The organism is Fertoeibacter niger (assembly GCF_009380135.2).
Lineage (GTDB): Bacteria > Pseudomonadota > Alphaproteobacteria > Rhodobacterales > Rhodobacteraceae > Fertoeibacter > Fertoeibacter niger.
This window is the reverse complement of sequence record NZ_WHUT02000001.1, coordinates 563,391-582,782: the sequence shown is the minus strand read 5'-3', so window position 1 is coordinate 582,782 and position 19,392 is coordinate 563,391. Positions and strand designations below refer to the sequence as shown.

The window sequence follows — 19,392 nt, the reverse complement described above, 5'->3', positions numbered from 1 at the left end:
CCAAGGAAAAACGTCCAGACCACAGGAAAAGGAGCCTCCGATGACCGGGCGGACCATGACAACCCTCTCGCTATCCGCATTGATCGCCGGGATTGCCGCGCTGCCGCTGGCGGCTGCTGCAGCCGAAACATCGGCCGGGCCGGTAAGCATCACCGCAATGGCCGACGGGCTGGACGAACCCTGGGGCCTTGCGTTCCTGCCCGATGGCCGCTTCCTTGTCACCGAACGCGGCGGGCGGCTGACGCTGCACGCTGCCGATGGCGCGGGCGAACCTGCCGCCGTTGCGGGCCTGCCCCAAGTTGTCGTGGGCGGGCAGGGTGGCCTGCTGGATGTGATGATCCCCGCCGATTTCGCCACGACGCGCGAAGTCTGGCTCAGCTTTTCCGCCGCTGACGGCGCGGGCGCGGGCACGGCGGTTGGGCGCGGCATCCTGTCGGAAGATGGCGCGCGGCTGGATGATTTCACGACGTTCCACACGGTCGCGGGCCAGCCCGGGGGCAGGCACTTCGGTGCGCGCCTGGTCGAAGGGCCAGAGGGCCAGGTGTTCCTGACCACGGGTGACAGGGGGCAGGCCATGCTGTCGCAAGACCCCGCGCGCGGCGAGGGCAAGGTGCTGCTGCTGGGCGACAGCGGGGCCGAGGTCTACAGCCTGGGCCACCGCAACCCGCAGGGTGCCGCACTGGACGCCGCAGGGCGGCTTTGGGTGGTCGAACATGGCGCAAAAGGCGGGGACGAGCTGAACCTGGTCGAACCGGGCCGCAACTACGGCTGGCCGGTCATCAGCTACGGCGTGGATTACGATGGCTCGCAGATTGGCGAGGGGCAGGCGAAAGGCGGCATGCAGCAGCCGGTGCATTACTGGGACCCCTCCATCGCGCCGTCGGGTCTGATGATCCACTCCGGCACGCTGTTCGATGCCTGGGCCGGGGATGTGTTCACCGGCAGCCTGAAGTTCGACCATATCTCGCGGCTTGATCCCGACAACGGCTATGCCGAGGAACGCATCGAAACCCCCGAGACCGCCCGCGTCCGCGATGTGCGCGAAGGGCCGGACGGCGCGATCTGGTTCCTGTCGGTGGGCAATGGCGCCGTCTACCGGATGGCGCCCGACACCTGACGCAATGGGGGGTGCCGCGCTCACGGGCATCGAGCCCGTTCGCGCGGCCTTGCCAGCGCAAGCCGCGGCCGGTCGCGTCACTTTCTCCGTTGCAAGGGGCGTGGAGTGGCTTTCGAACAGCCGGACCAGGGCGACACATGGAGCCCCGTCCAGATAGCAACCGGGAAGTCGCAGACCCTTGCGCTTTCACACTGGCAAAAATATCCGCGCCGCAGGCCTCGCCATCTGCGATTGCGGGCCGCTCGGGTTCATCCCATGGCAATGCCGCCCGAGCGGGGCTCGATGCCCCCGAGGGCGGCACCCCCGGGCTGGCCGGGGAGGCCTGCGGCGCGGATACTTGAGGGCAGAAAATGCGCAGGCGCGTCAGATCGACAGCCGCGCGCCCACCGGGTTGCCTTGCGTGCCGCGCTCGCGGTAGGGGGTGGTGTTGTATTGCGCACGGTAGCATTTGGAAAAATGCGACGGGCTGGCAAAGCCGCAGGCCAGCGCCACGTTGATCACGCTCATGTCGGTCTGCATCAAGAGGTTGCGCGCCTTGGACAGGCGCAGTTCCATGTAATAGCGTTTCGGGCTGCGGTTCAGGTAGCGGCGGAACAGACGTTCCAACTGACGGGTGGACATGCCCACCTCTTCGGCCAGATCGGCGGGGCTGATGGGATCCTCGATGTTGGTTTCCATCATCTGGATGACCTGGCTCAGCTTGGGGTGGCGCACGCCGATCCGCGTGGGGATCGACAGGCGTTGCGTGTCCTGGTCAGTGCGGATGGCGGAATAGATCAGCTGGTCGGCCACGGTATTGGCCAGATCATCCCCGTGATCGGTGGCGATGATTTTCAGCATCAGGTCGATGGAGGATGTGCCCCCGGCGGTGCTCAGCCGGTTGCCGTCGATCACGAAGACCGATTTCGTCAGCTTCACATCCTCGAATTCCTCGAGGAAGCCATCCTGGTTTTCCCAGTGGATCGTGGCCTTCTTGCCGTCCAACAGACCGGCCTTGGCCACGGCATAGGCCCCGGTGCACAGGCCCCCGATCGCCACGCCACGCCGCGCCTCACGCCGCAGCCAGCCGATGATGCCGCGCGTGGTGGCCTTCTGCACGTCGATGCCGCCGCAGACCAGCACGGTGTCCTCGCGCTCGATCTCGTCCAGCCCCATGTCCAGCTTGAAGGCCGCGCCATTGGACGAGGTGGCAAAGCCGCCTTCGCCCGCCAGCGCCCAGCGATAGAGGTTTTCGCCCGACACCCGGTTGGCGATGCGCAAAGGCTCGATCGCCCCGGCAAAGGACAGCATGGTAAAGCGTTCCAGCAGCAGGAAGATGAACCGCCGCGGCTGGATGTCCTTGGCGATATGGGTGGCTTTGCGCGGCGGGGATACCATCTTGCGACCTGTCTGCGTCGTTATCGGTGCAAGCAAGCAGGAATCGCGGGCACCTTCAAGCGGTATCGCGGGGTTTCACCCTTTGCATTCCGCGCCGCTTTCCTTATACCGCGCCGATACTGCTAACCTTCGGAGACGAGCCATGACCAAGGGCTGGATGAAATCGGACTGGCGTTTGAAGCCCCGCGTGCAGATGCCGGATTATACCGACGCGGCCGCGCTGAACGCGGTCGAGGCGCAACTGGCGAAATATCCGCCGCTGGTCTTTGCGGGCGAGGCGCGGCGGCTGAAGAAGCAGCTGGCGCTGGCGTCCGAGGGCAAGGCGTTTCTGTTGCAGGGCGGCGACTGCGCCGAGAGCTTTGCCGAATTCAGCGCCGACAACATCCGCGACACGTTCCGCGTGATGCTGCAGATGGCCGTTGTCCTGACCTACGGCGCCAAGGTGCCGGTGATCAAGGTGGGCCGGATGGCCGGGCAGTTCGCCAAGCCGCGCTCTGCCCCGACCGAGGTGATTGGCGGCGTGGAACTGCCCAGCTACCGGGGCGACATCATCAACGGCTTTGACGCGACGCCCGAGGCGCGCCGGCCCGACCCGCAGCGCATGTTGCAGGCCTATACCCAGGCGGCGGCCAGCCTGAACCTGCTACGCGCCTTCTCGACCGGCGGTTTCGCCGACATCCACCGGGTGCATGCCTGGACGCTGGGCTTTTCCGATCAGGACAAGGCCGAGCGTTACCGCGAGCTTTCCAACCGCATCTCGGACGCGCTGGATTTCATGAATGCTGCCGGGGTGAATGCCGATACGGCGCATACCCTGTCCAGCGTGGAATTCTACACCAGCCACGAGGCGCTGCTGCTGGAATATGAAGAGGCGCTGTGCCGCATCGACAGCATCACCGGCGTGCCAGTGGCGGGGTCGGGCCATATGATCTGGATCGGCGACCGCACGCGGCAGCCGGACGGCGCGCATGTGGAATTCTGCCGGGGCGTGCAGAACCCGATTGGCCTGAAGTGCGGGCCGACCACCACGGCGGACGATCTGAAAATCCTGATGGCCAAGCTGAACCCGGAAAACGAGGCCGGGCGTCTGACGCTGATCGCACGCTTTGGCGCGGGCAAGGTGGGCGACAACCTGCCGCGCCTGATCAAGGCGGTGCAACAGGAAGGCGCCAATGTGCTGTGGTCCTGCGACCCGATGCATGGCAACACGATCAAGGCGGCCTCGGGTTATAAAACCCGGCCGTTTGAATCGGTGCTGCGCGAGGTGCGCGAGTTCTTTGCCATCCACAAGGCCGAGGGCACGATCCCCGGCGGCGTGCATTTCGAGATGACCGGCAAGGATGTGACCGAATGCACCGGGGGCCTGCGCGCGGTGACGGATGAGGATCTGTCAGACCGTTACCACACCGCCTGCGACCCACGCCTGAACGCCTCGCAATCGCTGGAACTTGCGTTTCTGGTGGCCGAGGAACTGTCGGGCCTGCGTGCCAGCGCGCGGCGCATGGCATTGTAAGGCACGCTTTGGAATGACGCCAGAAACCCGGCCTTGCGCCGGGTTTTTTGCTGTCCGGCGATGACCCGCGCGCTATTCGTCGGGCCGCACCAACCGCAGATGCGCGCGGCCTGTGGTGCGGGGGGGCGGCGGATCGGTGCGGCGCAGGAACAAGCGGGGCGGATCTGCCAGACCGGCAACCGGTTGGCGGGGCAGGGCGACCGGCCCCGATGGGCTGGCGGGGGCCAAAGGCTCCAGCAAGGCGCGGGCAATATGAAAGCGCCGCGGGCTGCGGCCGACCAGCCCTTCGGTGGCCAGACATCCCAGCGCCAGTTCCGCGCCACTGTCACCCCGCACCGGCATGATCAGCATGCGCCCCTCCAGCGCGGGCCGCCCGATGCCCCGGTCGGCCTCAAGGCTCAGGTCCAGCGCGGCCGGTTCACGGAACACCTGCTCAAGCACACTTGCCAGCCGCAGCCGCGCACTAGGGTCCAGCATGGCCGACAGCGGCATGCCGCGCACATCCATGCCCATCAGGTCGCTGAGTGTCATGCCCGCCAGCCGGAACCGCGCCAGGCCGGGCGCGATGCGTTCCAGCAGGAAGGCCTGTTCCAGCGCGCCTTCGATGCCACGCGGGTCGATGGCCGAGCGCAGCGGCAGGTCGTTGCCGCGGCGCAGACCCTCCCAATAGGCCCTGACCTGTGCGATGGCTGCGAAACGTGTGGCCCCTGTCATCGTCACCTTTCCCTTGCTGTCTTCCTGTCGCGCGGCCTTGCGGCACCTGCCCGCAAGGCCTTGCCGCAACCCCGCCGGCTCTGCTAGGCCGCCCCTGCCGGCCTTGGTCTGGCAGGTGTGCACCGGGCTTGGCCTTTCAGGGTTAACCGTAAAGCAAGACCTGTTACCCAATCGTTAAACTACACCTGGCCCGAGGATTCGGGGCAAGATTCTCAACCGTTGGTAAATGGCCCCCGTAGGGCCGGAAGGACGCCGCATGATGACCTCTATGACCGGCTTTGCCACCCGCAAGGGGGCTGGTGCGGGCCATGTCTGGGCCTGGGACATCCGGTCGGTGAACGGCAAGGGGCTGGATCTGCGGCTGCGCCTGCCTGAAGGCATCGACGGGCTGGAGGCGGGGCTGCGCGCGGCATTGGGCCGCGGCATCGGGCGTGGCAATGTGAGCCTGTCGCTGCGTCTGGCGCGTGAGGGCGGCGAGTCTGTAGAGGGCCCGCGCGTGAACCCCGGCATGCTGGCGGCCATGCTGCGTGCGCTGGCCGAAGTGGAACAGGCCGCCATGGCGGCGGGTGTGACGCTGGCACAGGCCAGCCAGGCCGATGTGCTGGGCCTGCGCGGTGTGCTGGACAATGCACAGGCGGTCGAGGATACCGCACCGCTGCGCGATGCGCTGCTGGCCGATCTGCCCGCATTGCTGTCCGAATTCAACGCGATGCGCGCCGCCGAAGGGGCGGCACTGGCGCAGGTGGTGGCCGCGCAGCTTGACCGGATCGCCGCACTGACCGCCGAGGCGCAGACCGCCGCCGCCGCCCGCGCGGGTGAGGCTGCGGCGCAGTTGCAAGCCCAGCTTGCCCGGGTGCTGGCCAATGCCGAAGGCGCAGACTCGACACGGCTGGCGCAGGAACTGGCGCTCTTGGCGGTGAAAGCCGACGTGACCGAGGAACTGGACCGGCTGGCCGCCCATGTGACCGCTGCCCGCGCGCTGCTGGCCGACCCCGCCCCGGTGGGCCGCAAGCTGGATTTCCTGATGCAGGAATTCATGCGCGAGGCCAATACACTGTGTTCCAAGGCACAGGCATTGGCGCTGACCCGCATCGGGCTTGACCTGAAAACCGTGATAGATCAGATGCGCGAACAGGTTCAGAACGTGGAATGACCATGCCCGATGACCGCTCTGGCACGCCCAACCGCAGGGGGCTTTTGCTTATCCTGTCCTCGCCCTCGGGTGCCGGCAAATCGACGCTGGCGAAACGGCTGATGGGCTGGGATCCGACGATCCGGTTTTCGGTGTCGGCCACCACGCGCGCGCCGCGACCCGGCGAACAGGACGGGCGCGAGTATTATTTCCGCGACCGTGCCGCCTTTCAGGCGCTGATCGACGCGGGCGAAATGCTGGAACATGCCGAGGTGTTCGGCAATTTCTATGGCTCGCCCAAGGCCCCGGTGGAACAGGCGATGGCCGAGGGGCGCGACACATTGTTCGACATCGACTGGCAGGGTGGCCAGCAGATCAGGAATTCGGTGCTGGGCCGCGATGTGGTGTCGGTGTTCATCCTGCCGCCATCGATCCCCGAGCTGGAACGCCGCCTGCGCGGCCGCGCGCAAGACAGCGACGCCGTGATCGCAGGCCGCATGGCGAAAAGCCGCGACGAGATCAGCCATTGGGCGGAATATGACTATGTGTTAGTAAACGACAGTCTGGATACATCCGAAGCGGCGCTGAAAAGCATTCTGACCGCCGAACGCCTGCGCCGGGACCGCCAGCCCGGGCTGAGCGACCTTGTGCGCGGCCTGAACCGGGAGTTTGACCTCAGATGATCTATGCGCTTGACGGGATTGCCCCTGAAATGCACCCCGACACATGGGTTGCGCCCGATGCCAATGTGATCGGCCGGGTGGTGCTGGAGGAGGGGGCATCCGTCTGGTTCGGTGCCACCCTGCGCGGCGACAACGAACCGATCCATGTGGGTGCGCGCAGCAATGTTCAGGAAAACTGCGTGCTGCACACCGACTGGGGTTATCCGCTGAGCATCGGCGAGGATTGCACCATCGGCCACAAGGCCATGCTGCACGGCTGCACCATCGGCGCGGGATCACTGATCGGCATGGGGGCCACGGTGCTGAACGGGGCAAGAATCGGGCGCGGCTGCCTGATCGGGGCCGGTGCGCTGATCACCGAAGGCAAGGAAATTCCCGATGGCAGCCTTGTGATGGGTGCGCCGGGCAAGGTGGTGCGCCTGCTGGATGACGCGGCGCGCGCCCGCCTGCTGGCCTCGGCGGCAGGATATGCGGCCAACATGCGGCGGTTCCGGGCGGGGCTGGCAGAGGCATGAGGCCCACGCTGCATTGGTTGCAGGCGGCTGGGGGTTTCACACCCCCAGACCCCCGAGGGATACTTGGGCCAGTAAGAAATCAGTCTTGAAGATCAGTGGTTTACCGACCCCGCCAGATCCACCCGCCGCCCAGAATGCGTGAGCCTTCGGGCGCATAGAACACGCAGGCCTGCCCCGCCGACACGCCATCTTCGGGGGCCAGCAGCTCCACCTCGGCCTCGGTCGCCGACAGGGGCCGGATCACCGCGGGCCGGGGCGCGCGGGTGGAGCGCACCTTCACCATCACATGCCGTTCCGCCACGCTGTCAAACGCCGCATCGCCCAGCCAGTTGATCTCCCGCACGGGGATCACGCGGGTGGACAACGCCTCTTTCGGCCCGACCACCACGCGCCGCGCATCAGGGTCCAGCCGCACCACATACAGGGGGTCGCCAAGGCCGCCGATGCCCAACCCCTTGCGCTGCCCGATCGTGTAATGGATCACGCCGCGATGCGTGCCCAGCACATGGCCCGCCAGATCGACAATCTCGCCCGGTTCGGCCGCACCGGGGCGCAGTTTTTCGATCACCGCAGCATAATTGCCGTTGGGCACGAAACAGATGTCCTGGCTGTCGGGCTTGTCGGCCACGGCCAGGCCATAGCGTGCGGCCAGCGCCCGGGTTTCGGCCTTTGACGCAAGGTGGCCCAGGGGAAAGCGCAGGTAATCCAGCTGTTCTGCCGTGGTGGAAAACAGGAAATAGCTTTGATCGCGCGCAGCATCTGTTGCGCAATGAAGTTCCGGCCCCTCGGCCCCCAGCTTGCGCTGGATGTAATGGCCCGTCGCCATGCAATCGGCATCCAGATCACGGGCGGTTTGCAGCAGATCCTTGAACTTCACCCGTTCGTTGCAGCGGATGCAGGGCACCGGCGTTGCCCCCGCCAGATAGGCATCGGCGAAATCATCCATCACCGCCGCGCGGAAAGTGTTCTCGTAATCCAGCACGTAATGCGGAAAGCCCATCGCCTCGGCCACGCGGCGCGCATCATGGATGTCACGGCCCGCACAGCAAGCGCCCTTCTTGGCCAGCGCCGCGCCATGGTCGTAAAGCTGCAAGGTCACGCCGACCACATCATAGCCCTCTTCGGCCAGTTGGGCGGCCACAACCGAACTGTCCACCCCGCCCGACATCGCCACCACCACCCGCGTGGCGGCGGGCGGCTTGGCAAAGCCCAATGAATTCAGCGGATGATCAAGCGACATGGGCAGACCTGTGGGGGAAAGGTGGCCGCATTGCGGCTTTCACCGTGGAATATATGAAAATGCCCGCCATTCTCAACCCCCCGGTTTCACGGGCTGTTAAGCCTGTTGCGCCAGACTGCCCCCGGTGAGGGCAACCCGGGATCTGCGGGGGAATGGTGATGTATCTCAAACGTGTGGATGGGCCGCGTCAGGTGACGCTGCCCGACGGCTCGGTTCTCAGCCGGGCCGACCTGCCGCCCACCGATACGCGGCGGTGGGTGGCCAGCCGCAAGGCGGTGGTGGTAAAGGCGGTGCAGCACGGTCTGATCTCCGAGGCCGACGCACTGGAGCGGTATGCGCTTTCTGCCGAGGAATTCGCGCTGTGGCGGTCGGCGGTCGAGGCCCATGGCGAAAAGGCCCTGAAGGTGACCATGCTACAAAAGTATCGGCAACTTTAAATTGTTTTTCCCACGCGCTCTGCGAGAGTAACCCGTGATTAACCATTGACCGCCAGTATTGTTGATGAACAAGGGCGTCGCGGAGATTTTTTCAAGATGCGTATTCTTCTGGTCGAGGATGATCCGACAACATCGCGCAGCATCGAATTGATGCTGACCCATGCCAATCTCAACGTCTATTGCACCGATCTGGGCGAGGATGGCATCGATCTGGCCAAGCTTTATGATTACGACCTGATCCTGCTTGATCTGAACCTGCCGGACATGAGCGGGCATGAGGTGCTGCGCCAGTTGCGGCTGGCCCGCATCGAAACGCCGATCCTCATCCTGTCGGGGCAGGATGATAACGAAAACAAAATCAAGGGCTTCGGCTTTGGTGCCGATGATTACATGACCAAGCCGTTTCACCGCGAGGAACTGGTGGCGCGCATCCACGCCATCATCCGCCGGTCCAAGGGCCATGCGCAATCGGTGATTCGCACCGGAAAGGTCTGCGTCAATCTGGATGCCAAGACGGTGGATGTGGATGGCAAGACCGTGCATCTGACCGGAAAGGAATATCAGATGCTGGAGCTTCTCAGCCTGCGCAAGGGCACCACGCTGACCAAGGAGATGTTCCTTAACCACCTTTACGGCGGTATGGATGAGCCGGAGCTGAAGATCATCGACGTTTTCATCTGCAAATTGCGCAAGAAACTGGCTGAGGCGACGGGTGGGCAGAATTACATCGAAACCGTCTGGGGCCGGGGCTATGTGCTGCGTGATCCCGCCCCCGCCGATGTCGAACGCCGCTTTGCCATCGGTGCCTGAAGGGCTTTACGCCGCGCCGGGCCTTGCCTAAACCAAGGGCAGGCGATGGAGGCGCGGATGGTGCTGGAAAAACCCGTTGATCATCTGACCGAGGCCGAGGCGGCGCAAGAGCTTGCCCGGCTGGCAGCCCTGCTGGCCGACGCCAATCTTGCCTATCACCGCGATGATGCCCCGGCGATCGACGATGCTGCCTATGATGCCCTGAAGGCCCGCAACCGCGCGATCGAAGCGTTGTTTCCTGAGCTGAAACTCGGTGAAAGCCCGTCCGAACAGGTGGGGGCTGCCCCTGCCGAGGGTTTTGCCAAAGTGGCCCATGCGGTGCGCATGCTCAGCCTCGAAAACGCATTTGATGATGCCGACATTGCCGATTTTGCCGACCGTATCCGCAAATTTCTGGGCCATGCGGGCGATCTGGCCTTCACCGCCGAGCCCAAGATTGATGGGTTGTCGCTGTCCTTGCGCTACGAAAACGGCATCCTGATACAAGCCGCCACGCGGGGCGATGGCGAGATGGGCGAGAATGTCACCGACAATGCCCGCACGATGGCCGATATCCCGCAGACCCTGACTGGCGCACCAGCGGTACTGGAGGTGCGGGGCGAGGTCTATATGACCCACGATGATTTCGCCGCGCTGAACGCCCGGCAGGTGGCCAGCGGCGGCAAGACCTTTGCCAACCCGCGCAACGCCGCTGCGGGTTCTCTGCGCCAACTGGACGCGGCGATCACCGCCGCCCGCCCGCTGCGGTTTTTCGCCTATGCCTGGGGTGAGGTGTCAGAACCCTTGGCCGACACGCAGTTCGGCGCGATCACCCGGCTGAATGCGCTGGGTTTCACCACCAACCCTTTGACGCATCTTTGCCACTCTACCGAAGAATTGCTGAACCATTACAGGGCGATAGAACAGCAGCGCGCGACGCTGGGCTATGATATCGACGGTGTGGTCTACAAGGTCAATGACCTGGCGCTGCAACGGCGGCTGGGGTTCCGGTCAGCCACTCCCCGCTGGGCGATCGCGCATAAATTCCCTGCGCAACTGGCCTGGACGCGGCTTCTGGCCATCGACATCCAGGTGGGCCGCACCGGCGCGCTATCCCCCGTGGCGCGGCTGGCGCCGGTGACGGTGGGCGGCGTGGTGGTGGCCAATGCAACGCTGCACAACGAGGATTACATCGCGGGACGCGACAGCAAGGGCGGCGAAATTCGCGGCGGAAAGGCTATACGCATCGGCGATTGGGTGCAGATCTACCGCGCGGGCGATGTGATACCGAAAATTGCCGATACCGATCTGGCGCAGCGCCCGGTGGAATCGGTGCCTTATGTCTTTCCCGACACCTGCCCCGAATGCGGATCGCCCGCGCTGCGCGAGCCGGGTGATTCGGTGCGGCGCTGTTCGGGCGGTCTGATCTGCCCGGCGCAGGCGGTGGAGCGGCTGAAACATTTCGTCTCGCGCAACGCCTTTGACATCGAGGGGCTGGGTGCGAAACAGGTGGAAATGTTCTTTCACGACGCCGACCTGCCGGTGAAAGCCCCTGCCGACATTTTCACCCTCGCCGCCCGCGATGCGGCCAGCCCGCTGCGCAAGCTGGAAAACCGCGACGGATTCGGCAAGAAATCGGTGACGAACTTGTTCGCCGCCATCGAGGAAAAGCGCAAGATTCCGTTGAACCGGCTGATCTTCGCGCTGGGTATCCGGCATGTGGGCGAAACTTCGGCGGCGCTGCTGGCCACGCATTACGCCACCTGGGCGGCGTTTGAGGGCGCGATGACGGCGGCCCGGCCCGGCGAGGGGCCGGAATGGGATGACCTGCTGGCCATCGACGGCGTGGGCCGGGTGCTGGCCGAATCGCTGCTGGCCACATTCCACAACCCCGCCGAACGCGCGGCGATCGACGCGCTGGTCGCGCATCTTTCGGTGCAGGAGGTGACGCGCCGCGCACCCGTCACCAGCCCCGTGGCGGGCAAGACCGTGGTATTCACCGGCACGCTCGAGAAAATGTCGCGCCACGAGGCCAAGGCCCGGGCCGAGGCGCTGGGGGCAAAGGTGGCAGGCTCGGTCAGTGCCAAGACCGATTTGGTGGTGGCGGGGCCCGGCGCTGGCAGCAAGGCAAAGCAGGCCGAGGCGCTGGGGGTCCGCATGATTGACGAGGATGCCTGGATCGCCCTGATCGGCGAGGCATGAGCCGCCCCGAAATCCTGTTCCCGCTTTACGCGGATCTGGAGACGCTGGAAGGCGTGGGGCCGAAAACCGCCAAGCATTTCAGCGGTCTGGGCGTCGAGCGGCCCAAGGATCTGCTGTATCTGCTACCGCATTCCGGGGTGGACCGGGCGCGCAAGGCATCGGTTCGCGACATCACGCCGCCCGCCACCGTAACGGTCGAGGTGACGGTGGGCAGCCATTTTCCCGCGCGGCGCAAGGGGGGGCCGGCGCGTGTGATGGTGCGCGATGCGGCGCTGGAGTTCCAGCTCATCTTCTTTCACGCGCGCGGCGATTACCTGGAAAAGCTGCTGCCCACCGGCCAGCGCCGCCTGATCTCGGGCCGGGTGGAGATTTTTGACGGCGTGGCGCAGATGGTGCACCCCGACCATGTGCTGCGGCTGGAAGAGGCGGGTGATCTGCCGCCCTATGAGCCAGTCTATCCGCTGGCCGCAGGGTTGACGCAAAAGGTGGTGGCCCGGGCGGCGGCGGCGGCCGTAACACGCGCGCCTGCCCTGCCGGAATGGATCGACGCGGGCCAGATGGCGCGCGAAGGCTGGCTAGGCTGGCAGGCCGCTGTGCAGGCGGCGCATGCGCCCTTGGGTGCCGCCGATCTGGCCGCCACGGCCCCGGCCCGGCAACGGCTGGCCTATGACGAATTCTTTGCGCATCAACTGACGCTGGCCCTGGCGCGCGCATCGTTGCGGCGGGGCAAGGGTGTGGCCAGCCGCGGCAACGGCGCGTTGCGGGCGCAGGTGCTGGCGTCCTTGCCCTATGCGCCGACGGCTGCGCAGACCCGCGCGGTGGCCGAGATTGCCGCCGACATGGCCGCGCCGTTCAAGATGAACCGGCTGTTGCAGGGCGATGTGGGGTCTGGGAAAACGCTGGTGGCGCTGCTGGCCTTGCTGATCGCGGTCGAGGCGGGCGGGCAGGGCGTGCTGATGGCCCCGACCGAGATATTGGCCCGGCAGCACCTGGAAAGTCTGGCCCCGATGGCCGGGGCTGCGGGCGTGCGGATCGAGATATTGACCGGGCGCGACAAGGGGGCGGAGCGCGCGGCGAAACTGGCCGATCTGGCGGCAGGGCGCATCGGCATCTTGCTGGGCACCCATGCCGTGTTTCAGAAAGACGTGCAGTTCCATGATCTTCGGCTGGCCGTGGTGGACGAGCAGCACCGTTTCGGCGTGGCGCAGCGGATGGAACTGGGCGCCAAGGGGCAGGCCGCCGATGTGCTGGTGATGACGGCCACGCCGATTCCGCGCAGCCTCGCCCTTGCCAGCTACGGCGACATGGATGTGTCGGTGCTGGATGAGAAACCGGCGGGGCGCAAGCCGGTGAAAACCGCGCTGGTGCCGAATGACCGGCTGGATGAGGTGGTGGCCAGTCTGGCGGCGCGGGTGGCCGAGGGGCGGCAGGCCTATTGGGTCTGCCCGCTGGTCGAGGACAGCGAGGTGCTGGATTACGCCTCCGCCGAGGCGCGGTTCCAGCATCTGCGCGCGGCCTTGGGCGAGGGGGTGGTGGGGCTGGTGCATGGCCAGATGCCCCCCGCCGAAAAGGATGCCGCGATGGCGCGTTTCGTGGCGGGCGACACGCGGGTTCTGGTGGCCACCACGGTGATCGAGGTGGGGGTGAACGTGCCCAATGCGTCAATCATGGTGGTGGAGCGGGCAGAGATCTTTGGTCTGGCGCAACTGCATCAGTTGCGGGGCCGGGTGGGGCGCGGGGCCGCGCAATCCACCTGCCTCATGCTGTATCAGGCACCCTTGGGCGAGGGCGGTGCGCGGCGGCTGAAGATGCTGCGCGAGACCGAAGACGGCTTTCGCATTGCCGAAGAGGATCTGGCGATGCGCGGCGCGGGCGATCTGATCGGCACGGCGCAATCGGGCCTGCCGCGGTTTCGCGTGGCGGATATGGAACGGCAGGCGGCGCTGATGGCGGTGGCGCAAAGTGATGCGCGCAAGCTGCTGCATGATGATCCGGCGCTGGAAAGCCCGCGCGGGCGGGCAGCGCGGGTGCTGCTGTGGCTGCTGGATCAGGATCGTGCGATCCGTCTGATCGGTATCGGCTGACCGATGCGAAAAGGCGGCAGGTTGCCCTGCCGCCTTTTCGAAATCGCTACAGTGTCAACCGCTCAAAGGTCGAGGGGCGCCTCTGTCAGGCTGGGGCCTGTGGTGCCGCGGTAGGTGATCGTCAGCGGATCATCGACCGGGGCTGCGTTCATGTCGGCGGCAAAGGCGGCGCTGAAGATCTTGCCGAATTGCGTGGACGGGTTGCCGATGATGCCGTCGCTGCCATCACAGGCGGCCAGGGCCAGCAGGGAAACCCCCGCCGTCCAGCCCAGTTTGCGTGCGCGTGTCATGTCCATCCCCTCAGTTGTTCGGCGAGCCGGGGATCGGCGCGTTCAGATAGGGGAAGGCGTTCTGCAGCTCCGTGGCGCGCAGGGGTGCGCCATCGGTGAAGGCGACATTGCCCACAACCGCATCTTCCGGGGCGCAGATGCCCAGGTTGACCATGTCGCTTGGCGTGTCTTCCACGGCACCCGCAATGCCCAGTTCAGCACCCAGCGGCAGCGGGTGGCACAGTGCCCCCATCACCACGCGCAGCGCGATGTCCACCGTATCGTCACCCGGACGGCGCCCGTTGGGGAAGCCCGCCAGATCCTCGGCCACCACGCCAAAGGTGTTCTGCTGCCCGCGCGGTGTTGCGGGAATGGCGGTGTTCAGGCGGATCATTTCCGAAGCCGTCACCGTGGCCAGCTGGTTCACGCCCGGAAAGCCGGTGAGGAAGGCCGTCACCAGATCCTGACGCGGGAAGTTGGTGGGCGCGAGGTTGGTGATGCTGGTGCCCAGCGTCGCGTTCACCGCGCCACGGAACAGCAGGTCAAGCAGCGCCGGCAGCGTGGGGTTGGTCACATAGGTGGCCACCGCGCCATCGGCGGTCGGTTCCACCGCATTGAACAGGTTCTTGTCCTTCAGCCCGATGACCACTTCGTTCACCAGCGGGTTCGACAGACGCGACACCTGCACATAGGCCCCGCCCTGCGACGCTGCGGCGTCATAGGTGGGCGAGGGGTCCAGCAGGCGGGCTTGCGGCAGGCTGGCCGTGGTCCAGCCGCCGATCACGCCGTTGCCGTCACCGGTGATGCAGGCAATCGGCAGTTCCAGCGCGATGGAGGTCACGTTGGCCTTGCCCACCAGATCGTCATTGGCGCGGTCCTGGGTGATGCCGCCAGGGAAGGGGCCTGCGACATTGTAGGCGGGCCAGTCGGGGTTTGATGCACCCTGGATCGGCACCAGGTTCACCAGGTCAAAAATCTCGCCCAGGTTCACGGCAAACGCCTCGGCCCGCTGGCCGACGAACACGCGGCCATTGTTGGCGCAGCCCGGAATTTCGAAATTCGCCTGATGCTGGCGCGCATAGGCTTCATAGTCCGGGATGGTTTTCAGGCCGATGTTGTCGACCGGCTTGGAGAAGGATTTTACCGCCGGGTTGCTGGCGCGGCCCAGTTCGGTGCGCGTGCCGGTGCGACGGTCGCCGGTGATCATCGTCACGCGGTAGGTTTCGTTGTTGTTGATGTTGGCATCGTTGGGCGCAACGCCAACCTGCCCGGCCTGGCGCAGCGGAATGCCCACCATGGTGCCGTTGATGTCCAGCTCGATCCCCTTGCCGTCGTTTGACAGCGCGTTTTCGAACTTGAACTGAAAGGTGATATCCTCCATCGCGCCGTCGGCATCCACAGCGCCGTCATTGTCGATGTGGATTTCATAGATCGCGTCGGTATCCATGGTGAAATAATTCGGGCCGCCATAAGGGGCCTGCACCGGGATATAGTTGGCGATCAGGGTCACATAGTCCTGCCGGCCAGGCTCATAGCTGCGGAACATGTAAAAATCGGTGGCGTCGACGCGGGGCATGCCGGCAATTGCGGGGGCTTCGCGGTGGCTGGACGCCATGGCAACCGGGGCCAGCACGGCCGCCGAGCCTGCCAGCATCGTGCTGATCAGAAACGTGTTTCTTGCCTTCATCACTTCCTCCATGCGGACAGTTCAAGACACCGCCCTGTGCGTTTGCGCTCGGGCGCAATAACATTTAATGAATCGCTGTGACGCAGGACGGAACGCTGCCCTGCCTCTCGGAATTCATCCCCGGCACCGATGCAACGGCTGGTGGCGACAGGAAGTTTCAACGCGATGCGCTCTGGCGAAAATAAACTTTGGTGCGCCGGGTGGTGACGGGCGAAACCCTGTTCCTGCTGGCGGTCAGCGTGGGGCTGGGGCTGGTGCTGGTGGCCATCACGCTGATTGATCTGCGCCAGTTCCGCATCCCCGATGCGCTGAGCCTGCCGCTGCTGGCCGCCGGGTTGGCGCTGGCCGCCGTGACGCAGGCGTGGTGGCCCGATCACCTGATCGGTGCCGCCCTGGGCTATGGCATGCTGGCGGGCATCGGCGAGGTCTATTTCCGCCGCCGCGGGGTCGAGGGGCTGGGGCTGGGCGATGCCAAGCTGTTTGCCGCCGCCGGGGCCTGGCTGGGCTGGCAGGCGCTGCCCGCCGTGCTGCTGATTGCCGCGCTGGGGGGCATCGCGCAGGCGCTGGTGCTGCATGGCGGGCAGCGCGACCGGCCGCTGGCCTTTGGCCCCTGGCTGGCGCTGGGGTTTGCAGCCCTGTGGCTTTGGCGGCTGGTGCGGGGTGAAATCTGGCTCAACTTGTGGTGAGGCTCTTGCCCGCCATGGCCGATCCCGTGCTTATCGGGGCAACAGCAGGGGGACAGGATGCCACAGGATACCACTTTGCCGCGCGCCGCCGATCTTCTGGCCGGACGGCTTTACCAGGCCGGATGCCGCCATGCCTTTGGCATGCCCGGGGGCGAGGTGCTGACACTGATCGACGCGCTGGAAAAGGCGGGTATCCGGTTCATCCTGTGCAAGCATGAAAACGCGGCGGGCTTCATGGCCGAGGGCGTGCATCACCGCGATGGCGCACCCGGCATTCTGGTGGCCACCATCGGGCCGGGCGCGATGAACGGGGTGAATGTGGTGGCCAATGCCCTGCAAGACCGCGTGCCGTTGATCGTGCTGACCGGCTGCACCGATGCGGACGAGGCGCTGCGCTATACCCATCAGGTAATGGATCATCAGGCGGTGTTCGCGCCGATCACCAAGGCCACGTTCCGGCTGACCGCCGCCGGGGCCGACATCATCGCCGACAAGGCGGTGGGCATCGCCACCGAGGGGCGCTCTGGCCCGGTGCATATCGACGTGCCGATCAGCGTGGCCGATGCGCCGGTGACGGTTGACCGGCTGCGCAGGCGCGCGGTGGCCCTGCCGCTGGAGCCCGCACCGTCCGAAGGTTTCGCGCTGGCGCAGGATTGGCTGGCCGCGGCCGAACGCCCGCTGATGATCGTGGGGCTGGATGCGGTGAAGGATGGCGCGGGCCCGGTGATCCGGCATTTTGCCGAAACCTTTGGCGTGCCATACCTTACCACCTACAAGGCCAAGGGCATCGTGCCCGAGGATCATCCGCTGTGTCTGGGCGGTGCGGGCCTGTCGCCTTTGGCCGACCGGCATCTGCTGCCCCTGCTGCGCGCGGCTGACCTGATCCTGTGCGTGGGCTACGACCCGATCGAGATGCGGCAGGGCTGGACGGAAATCTGGCACCCCGACGATACGCGGGTGATCGACATTTCCGCCGTGCCCAACCACCATTACGTGCATCAGGCCGGGGTGAACATCGTGGCCGATACCGGGGCCGCGCTGACCGCGCTGGCGCGCGAGATCACGCCGCGCAAGACCTGGGCTGGCGGCGAGCCGGGCCAGACGCAGGCGGCACTGGCGGCGGCCTTCCCCCGCGATGATGACTGGGGCGCAGCGGGGGTGATTGCCGAATGCGCCGCCGTTCTGCCGCGCGACACCATCGCATCGGTGGATTCGGGCGCGCACCGCATCCTTCTGTCGCAGATGTGGCGCTGTGGCGAACCCCGCGCGCTGCTGCAATCGTCGGGCCTTTGCACCATGGGCTGCGCCGTGCCGCTGGCGATGGGGGTATCAGTGGTGGAACCGGCGCGCACCGTGGTCAGCTTCAGCGGTGACGCGGGCATGCTGATGGTGGCGGGCGAACTGTCCACCGCCGCCGAACTGGGCCTGCGCACCATCTTTGTCGTCTTTGTCGATGCCTCGCTGGCGCTGATCGAGCTGAAGCAGCGCCAGCGCCAGATGCCAAACACCGGCGTCGATTTCGCGCGGCACGACTTTGCCGCCATTGGCCGGGCCTTTGGCGGCCATGGCGTGACGGTGGATAACCGCGCCGACCTGCGCGCAGCCTTGGAACAGGCGATGCAGGCCGACCGCTTTACCCTCATTGCAGCCGCCATTGATCGCAGGTCATATGACGGGCGAATCTGAACGGGGGCAAATCATGGCAGGTGCGCTGGATGGTATCGTGGTGCTGGATCTCAGCCGCATTCTGGCGGGGCCGACCTGCACGCAGTTGCTGGGCGATCTGGGGGCCAAGGTCATAAAGATCGAAAACCCCGGCTCGGGCGGCGATGATACCCGCGCCTGGGGGCCGCCCTATGTGATGGGCCCAGACGGGCAACCCACCGATCTTTCAGCCTATTTCATGGCCGCCAACCGCAACAAACTGTCAGTCGCGGTGGATATTGCGACGGCTGACGGCCAGGCCACCATCCGCGCATTGGCGGCAAAGGCCGACATCCTGCTGGAAAACTTCAAGCCCGGGGGGCTGGCCAAATACGGGCTGGATCACGCCACCATGCTGGCTGCGCATCCGGGGCTGGTTTATTGCTCGATCTCGGGCTTTGGCCAGACCGGGCCGAATGCCGCGAAACCCGGCTATGACCTGATGGCGCAGGGCTATGGCGGCATCATGAGCCTGACCGGCGACCCCGATGGCCAGCCGATGAAGGTGGGCGTGGGCATCGCCGATGTGATGTGCGGCATGTATGCGACCGTGGGCATCCTGGCCGCCCTGCGCCACCGTGAACGCACCGGCGAGGGGCAGCTTGTCGATGTGGCGCTGGTCGATACCCAGATCGCCTGGATGATCAATGAGGGGGTGAATTACCTCACCTCGGGGCAGGTGCCGCAACGGCGCGGCAACGGCCACCCCAATATCGTGCCCTATCAGGTGTTTGACGCCGCCGATGGCCATGTGATCGTGGCGGCGGGCAATGACGGCCAGTTCCGCCGCACCTGCGCCTTTCTGGGGGTCGAGGGGCTGGCCGACACACCCGATTACGCCACCAACCCCGCCCGCTGCGCCAACCGTGCAACCCTGATCGCCACGTTGGAGCCGTTGTTCCGCGCGCGGACCATGGCCGCGATCATCGCGGGGCTGGAGGGCGCAGGCGTGCCCGTGGGCCCGGTGAACCGCATAGATCAGGCGCTGGCGTCGGATCAGGTGGCGGCGCGGGGGCTGGTGGTGGACATGGCGCGCGACGATGTGGCGGGCGGCGCGGTGAAACTGCTGGGCAACCCTTTGCATCTGTCGCGCACGCCGGTCAGCTACCGCCACGCGCCGCCGCGTTTCGGGCAGGATACCGACCGGATTCTGGCCGATCTTGCTGCATCCGCGAAACCGGGTTGAAACATTTCCCGGCTGCCGGTCAACCGGCAGCGCCAAATTGCGCCATGCGGGGCGGGA

17 protein-coding genes are annotated in these 19,392 nt (G+C 65.9%); 12 read left to right on the top strand and 5 right to left on the bottom strand.

Annotation, left to right across the window (positions count from 1 at the left end; genetic code table 11):
- The first annotated feature begins 40 nt into the window (after nucleotides 1-40).
- A complete protein-coding gene (locus GEU84_RS02845) occupies nucleotides 41-1,117 on the top strand; it encodes a PQQ-dependent sugar dehydrogenase (RefSeq protein WP_241427549.1) in 1,077 nt (358 codons plus the stop codon).
- Nucleotides 1,118-1,480: 363 nt separating this feature from the next.
- Here the strand turns inward: GEU84_RS02845 and GEU84_RS02840 are convergent, their stop codons facing one another.
- Nucleotides 1,481-2,494 carry a GlxA family transcriptional regulator gene (locus GEU84_RS02840; protein WP_152823959.1) on the bottom strand — a complete coding sequence of 338 codons (1,014 nt, stop codon included), beginning with the start codon at nucleotides 2,492-2,494 and terminating at the stop codon, nucleotides 1,481-1,483.
- Between the two features lie 142 nt (nucleotides 2,495-2,636).
- Between GEU84_RS02840 and GEU84_RS02835 the strand changes: the two genes are divergently transcribed.
- Nucleotides 2,637-4,007, top strand: coding sequence for a class II 3-deoxy-7-phosphoheptulonate synthase (locus tag GEU84_RS02835; protein WP_152823958.1), 1,371 nt, complete (start codon nucleotides 2,637-2,639; stop codon nucleotides 4,005-4,007).
- A 72-nt stretch (nucleotides 4,008-4,079) separates the two neighbouring features.
- On the opposite strand, the gene GEU84_RS02830 is transcribed toward GEU84_RS02835, so the two are convergent.
- Nucleotides 4,080-4,721 (bottom strand): PAS domain-containing protein, encoded by a 642-nt coding sequence (locus tag GEU84_RS02830; protein ID WP_152823957.1) that lies wholly within the window; start codon nucleotides 4,719-4,721, stop codon nucleotides 4,080-4,082.
- 256 nt (nucleotides 4,722-4,977) lie between these two features.
- Here GEU84_RS02830 and GEU84_RS02825 point away from each other — a divergent pair, with 256 nt between their 5' ends.
- Genes GEU84_RS02825 through GEU84_RS02815 form a run of 3 tightly spaced genes read left to right on the top strand, consistent with a single transcriptional unit; the run spans nucleotide 4,978 to nucleotide 7,051 of the window.
- Nucleotides 4,978-5,874, top strand: a complete 897-nt coding sequence (locus tag GEU84_RS02825; protein WP_152823956.1) for a YicC/YloC family endoribonuclease — start codon at nucleotides 4,978-4,980, stop codon at nucleotides 5,872-5,874.
- A 2-nt stretch (nucleotides 5,875-5,876) separates the two neighbouring features.
- Nucleotides 5,877-6,536, top strand: a complete 660-nt coding sequence (gene gmk / locus GEU84_RS02820; RefSeq protein WP_152824107.1) for a guanylate kinase — start codon at nucleotides 5,877-5,879, stop codon at nucleotides 6,534-6,536.
- A complete protein-coding gene (locus GEU84_RS02815; RefSeq protein WP_152823955.1) occupies nucleotides 6,533-7,051 on the top strand; it encodes a gamma carbonic anhydrase family protein in 519 nt (172 codons plus the stop codon). The genes gmk and GEU84_RS02815 overlap by 4 nt, the downstream gene beginning before the upstream one ends.
- A gap of 100 nt (nucleotides 7,052-7,151) precedes the next feature.
- Here the strand turns inward: GEU84_RS02815 and mnmA are convergent, their stop codons facing one another.
- On the bottom strand, nucleotides 7,152-8,291 hold the full coding sequence (mnmA, locus tag GEU84_RS02810; protein WP_152823954.1) for a tRNA 2-thiouridine(34) synthase MnmA: 1,140 nt from the start codon (nucleotides 8,289-8,291) through the stop codon (nucleotides 7,152-7,154).
- 158 nt (nucleotides 8,292-8,449) lie between these two features.
- Here mnmA and sciP point away from each other — a divergent pair, with 158 nt between their 5' ends.
- From sciP to recG, 4 genes are all read left to right on the top strand, one after another.
- The gene (sciP, locus tag GEU84_RS02805) at nucleotides 8,450-8,728 is read left to right on the top strand and encodes a CtrA inhibitor SciP (protein ID WP_152823953.1); all 279 of its coding nucleotides are present in this window, start codon (nucleotides 8,450-8,452) and stop codon (nucleotides 8,726-8,728) included.
- A 96-nt stretch (nucleotides 8,729-8,824) separates the two neighbouring features.
- The gene (gene ctrA / locus GEU84_RS02800; RefSeq protein ID WP_152823952.1) at nucleotides 8,825-9,538 is read left to right on the top strand and encodes a response regulator transcription factor CtrA; all 714 of its coding nucleotides are present in this window, start codon (nucleotides 8,825-8,827) and stop codon (nucleotides 9,536-9,538) included.
- A gap of 57 nt (nucleotides 9,539-9,595) precedes the next feature.
- Nucleotides 9,596-11,719 carry an NAD-dependent DNA ligase LigA gene (gene ligA, locus GEU84_RS02795; protein WP_152824106.1) on the top strand — a complete coding sequence of 708 codons (2,124 nt, stop codon included), beginning with the start codon at nucleotides 9,596-9,598 and terminating at the stop codon, nucleotides 11,717-11,719.
- Nucleotides 11,716-13,803, top strand: coding sequence for an ATP-dependent DNA helicase RecG (gene recG, locus GEU84_RS02790; RefSeq protein WP_152823951.1), 2,088 nt, complete (start codon nucleotides 11,716-11,718; stop codon nucleotides 13,801-13,803). The genes ligA and recG overlap by 4 nt, the downstream gene beginning before the upstream one ends.
- A 62-nt stretch (nucleotides 13,804-13,865) precedes the next feature.
- Here the strand turns inward: recG and GEU84_RS02785 are convergent, their stop codons facing one another.
- Nucleotides 13,866-14,093, bottom strand: a complete 228-nt coding sequence (locus GEU84_RS02785; RefSeq protein ID WP_152823950.1) for a hypothetical protein — start codon at nucleotides 14,091-14,093, stop codon at nucleotides 13,866-13,868.
- 10 nt (nucleotides 14,094-14,103) lie between these two features.
- Nucleotides 14,104-15,759 carry a DUF4331 domain-containing protein gene (locus GEU84_RS02780; protein WP_152823949.1) on the bottom strand — a complete coding sequence of 552 codons (1,656 nt, stop codon included), beginning with the start codon at nucleotides 15,757-15,759 and terminating at the stop codon, nucleotides 14,104-14,106.
- A 191-nt stretch (nucleotides 15,760-15,950) separates the two neighbouring features.
- Between GEU84_RS02780 and GEU84_RS02775 the strand changes: the two genes are divergently transcribed.
- The 3 genes from GEU84_RS02775 to GEU84_RS02765 are packed head-to-tail and all read left to right on the top strand — an operon-like array spanning nucleotide 15,951 to nucleotide 19,335.
- Nucleotides 15,951-16,445 carry a prepilin peptidase gene (locus GEU84_RS02775; protein WP_174539276.1) on the top strand — a complete coding sequence of 165 codons (495 nt, stop codon included), beginning with the start codon at nucleotides 15,951-15,953 and terminating at the stop codon, nucleotides 16,443-16,445.
- A gap of 57 nt (nucleotides 16,446-16,502) precedes the next feature.
- The gene (locus GEU84_RS02770) at nucleotides 16,503-18,131 is read left to right on the top strand and encodes a thiamine pyrophosphate-binding protein (protein WP_152823947.1); all 1,629 of its coding nucleotides are present in this window, start codon (nucleotides 16,503-16,505) and stop codon (nucleotides 18,129-18,131) included.
- Nucleotides 18,132-18,144: 13 nt separating this feature from the next.
- Entirely contained in the window at nucleotides 18,145-19,335 is a 1,191-nt protein-coding gene (locus tag GEU84_RS02765) for a CaiB/BaiF CoA transferase family protein (protein WP_152823946.1), read from the top strand.
- The last annotated feature ends 57 nt before the right edge of the window (nucleotides 19,336-19,392 follow it).

Bases quoted from the DNA above. Each gene is read 5' to 3' on its own strand.
- gmk (WP_152824107.1), top strand. From the start codon at position 5,877: ATGCCCGATGACCGCTCTGGCACGCCCAACCGCAGGGGGCTTTTGCTT.
- mnmA (WP_152823954.1), bottom strand. From the start codon at position 8,291: ATGTCGCTTGATCATCCGCTGAATTCATTGGGCTTTGCCAAGCCGCCC.
- GEU84_RS02835 (WP_152823958.1), top strand. From the start codon at position 2,637: ATGACCAAGGGCTGGATGAAATCGGACTGGCGTTTGAAGCCCCGCGTG.
- sciP (WP_152823953.1), top strand. From the start codon at position 8,450: ATGTATCTCAAACGTGTGGATGGGCCGCGTCAGGTGACGCTGCCCGAC.
- GEU84_RS02815 (WP_152823955.1), top strand. From the start codon at position 6,533: ATGATCTATGCGCTTGACGGGATTGCCCCTGAAATGCACCCCGACACA.
- ctrA (WP_152823952.1), top strand. From the start codon at position 8,825: ATGCGTATTCTTCTGGTCGAGGATGATCCGACAACATCGCGCAGCATC.
- GEU84_RS02770 (WP_152823947.1), top strand. From the start codon at position 16,503: ATGCCACAGGATACCACTTTGCCGCGCGCCGCCGATCTTCTGGCCGGA.
- GEU84_RS02830 (WP_152823957.1), bottom strand. From the start codon at position 4,721: ATGACAGGGGCCACACGTTTCGCAGCCATCGCACAGGTCAGGGCCTAT.
- GEU84_RS02785 (WP_152823950.1), bottom strand. From the start codon at position 14,093: ATGACACGCGCACGCAAACTGGGCTGGACGGCGGGGGTTTCCCTGCTG.
- GEU84_RS02825 (WP_152823956.1), top strand. From the start codon at position 4,978: ATGATGACCTCTATGACCGGCTTTGCCACCCGCAAGGGGGCTGGTGCG.
- GEU84_RS02840 (WP_152823959.1), bottom strand. From the start codon at position 2,494: ATGGTATCCCCGCCGCGCAAAGCCACCCATATCGCCAAGGACATCCAG.
- ligA (WP_152824106.1), top strand. From the start codon at position 9,596: ATGGTGCTGGAAAAACCCGTTGATCATCTGACCGAGGCCGAGGCGGCG.
- recG (WP_152823951.1), top strand. From the start codon at position 11,716: ATGAGCCGCCCCGAAATCCTGTTCCCGCTTTACGCGGATCTGGAGACG.
- GEU84_RS02780 (WP_152823949.1), bottom strand. From the start codon at position 15,759: ATGAAGGCAAGAAACACGTTTCTGATCAGCACGATGCTGGCAGGCTCG.
- GEU84_RS02765 (WP_152823946.1), top strand. From the start codon at position 18,145: ATGGCAGGTGCGCTGGATGGTATCGTGGTGCTGGATCTCAGCCGCATT.
- GEU84_RS02845 (WP_241427549.1), top strand. From the start codon at position 41: ATGACCGGGCGGACCATGACAACCCTCTCGCTATCCGCATTGATCGCC.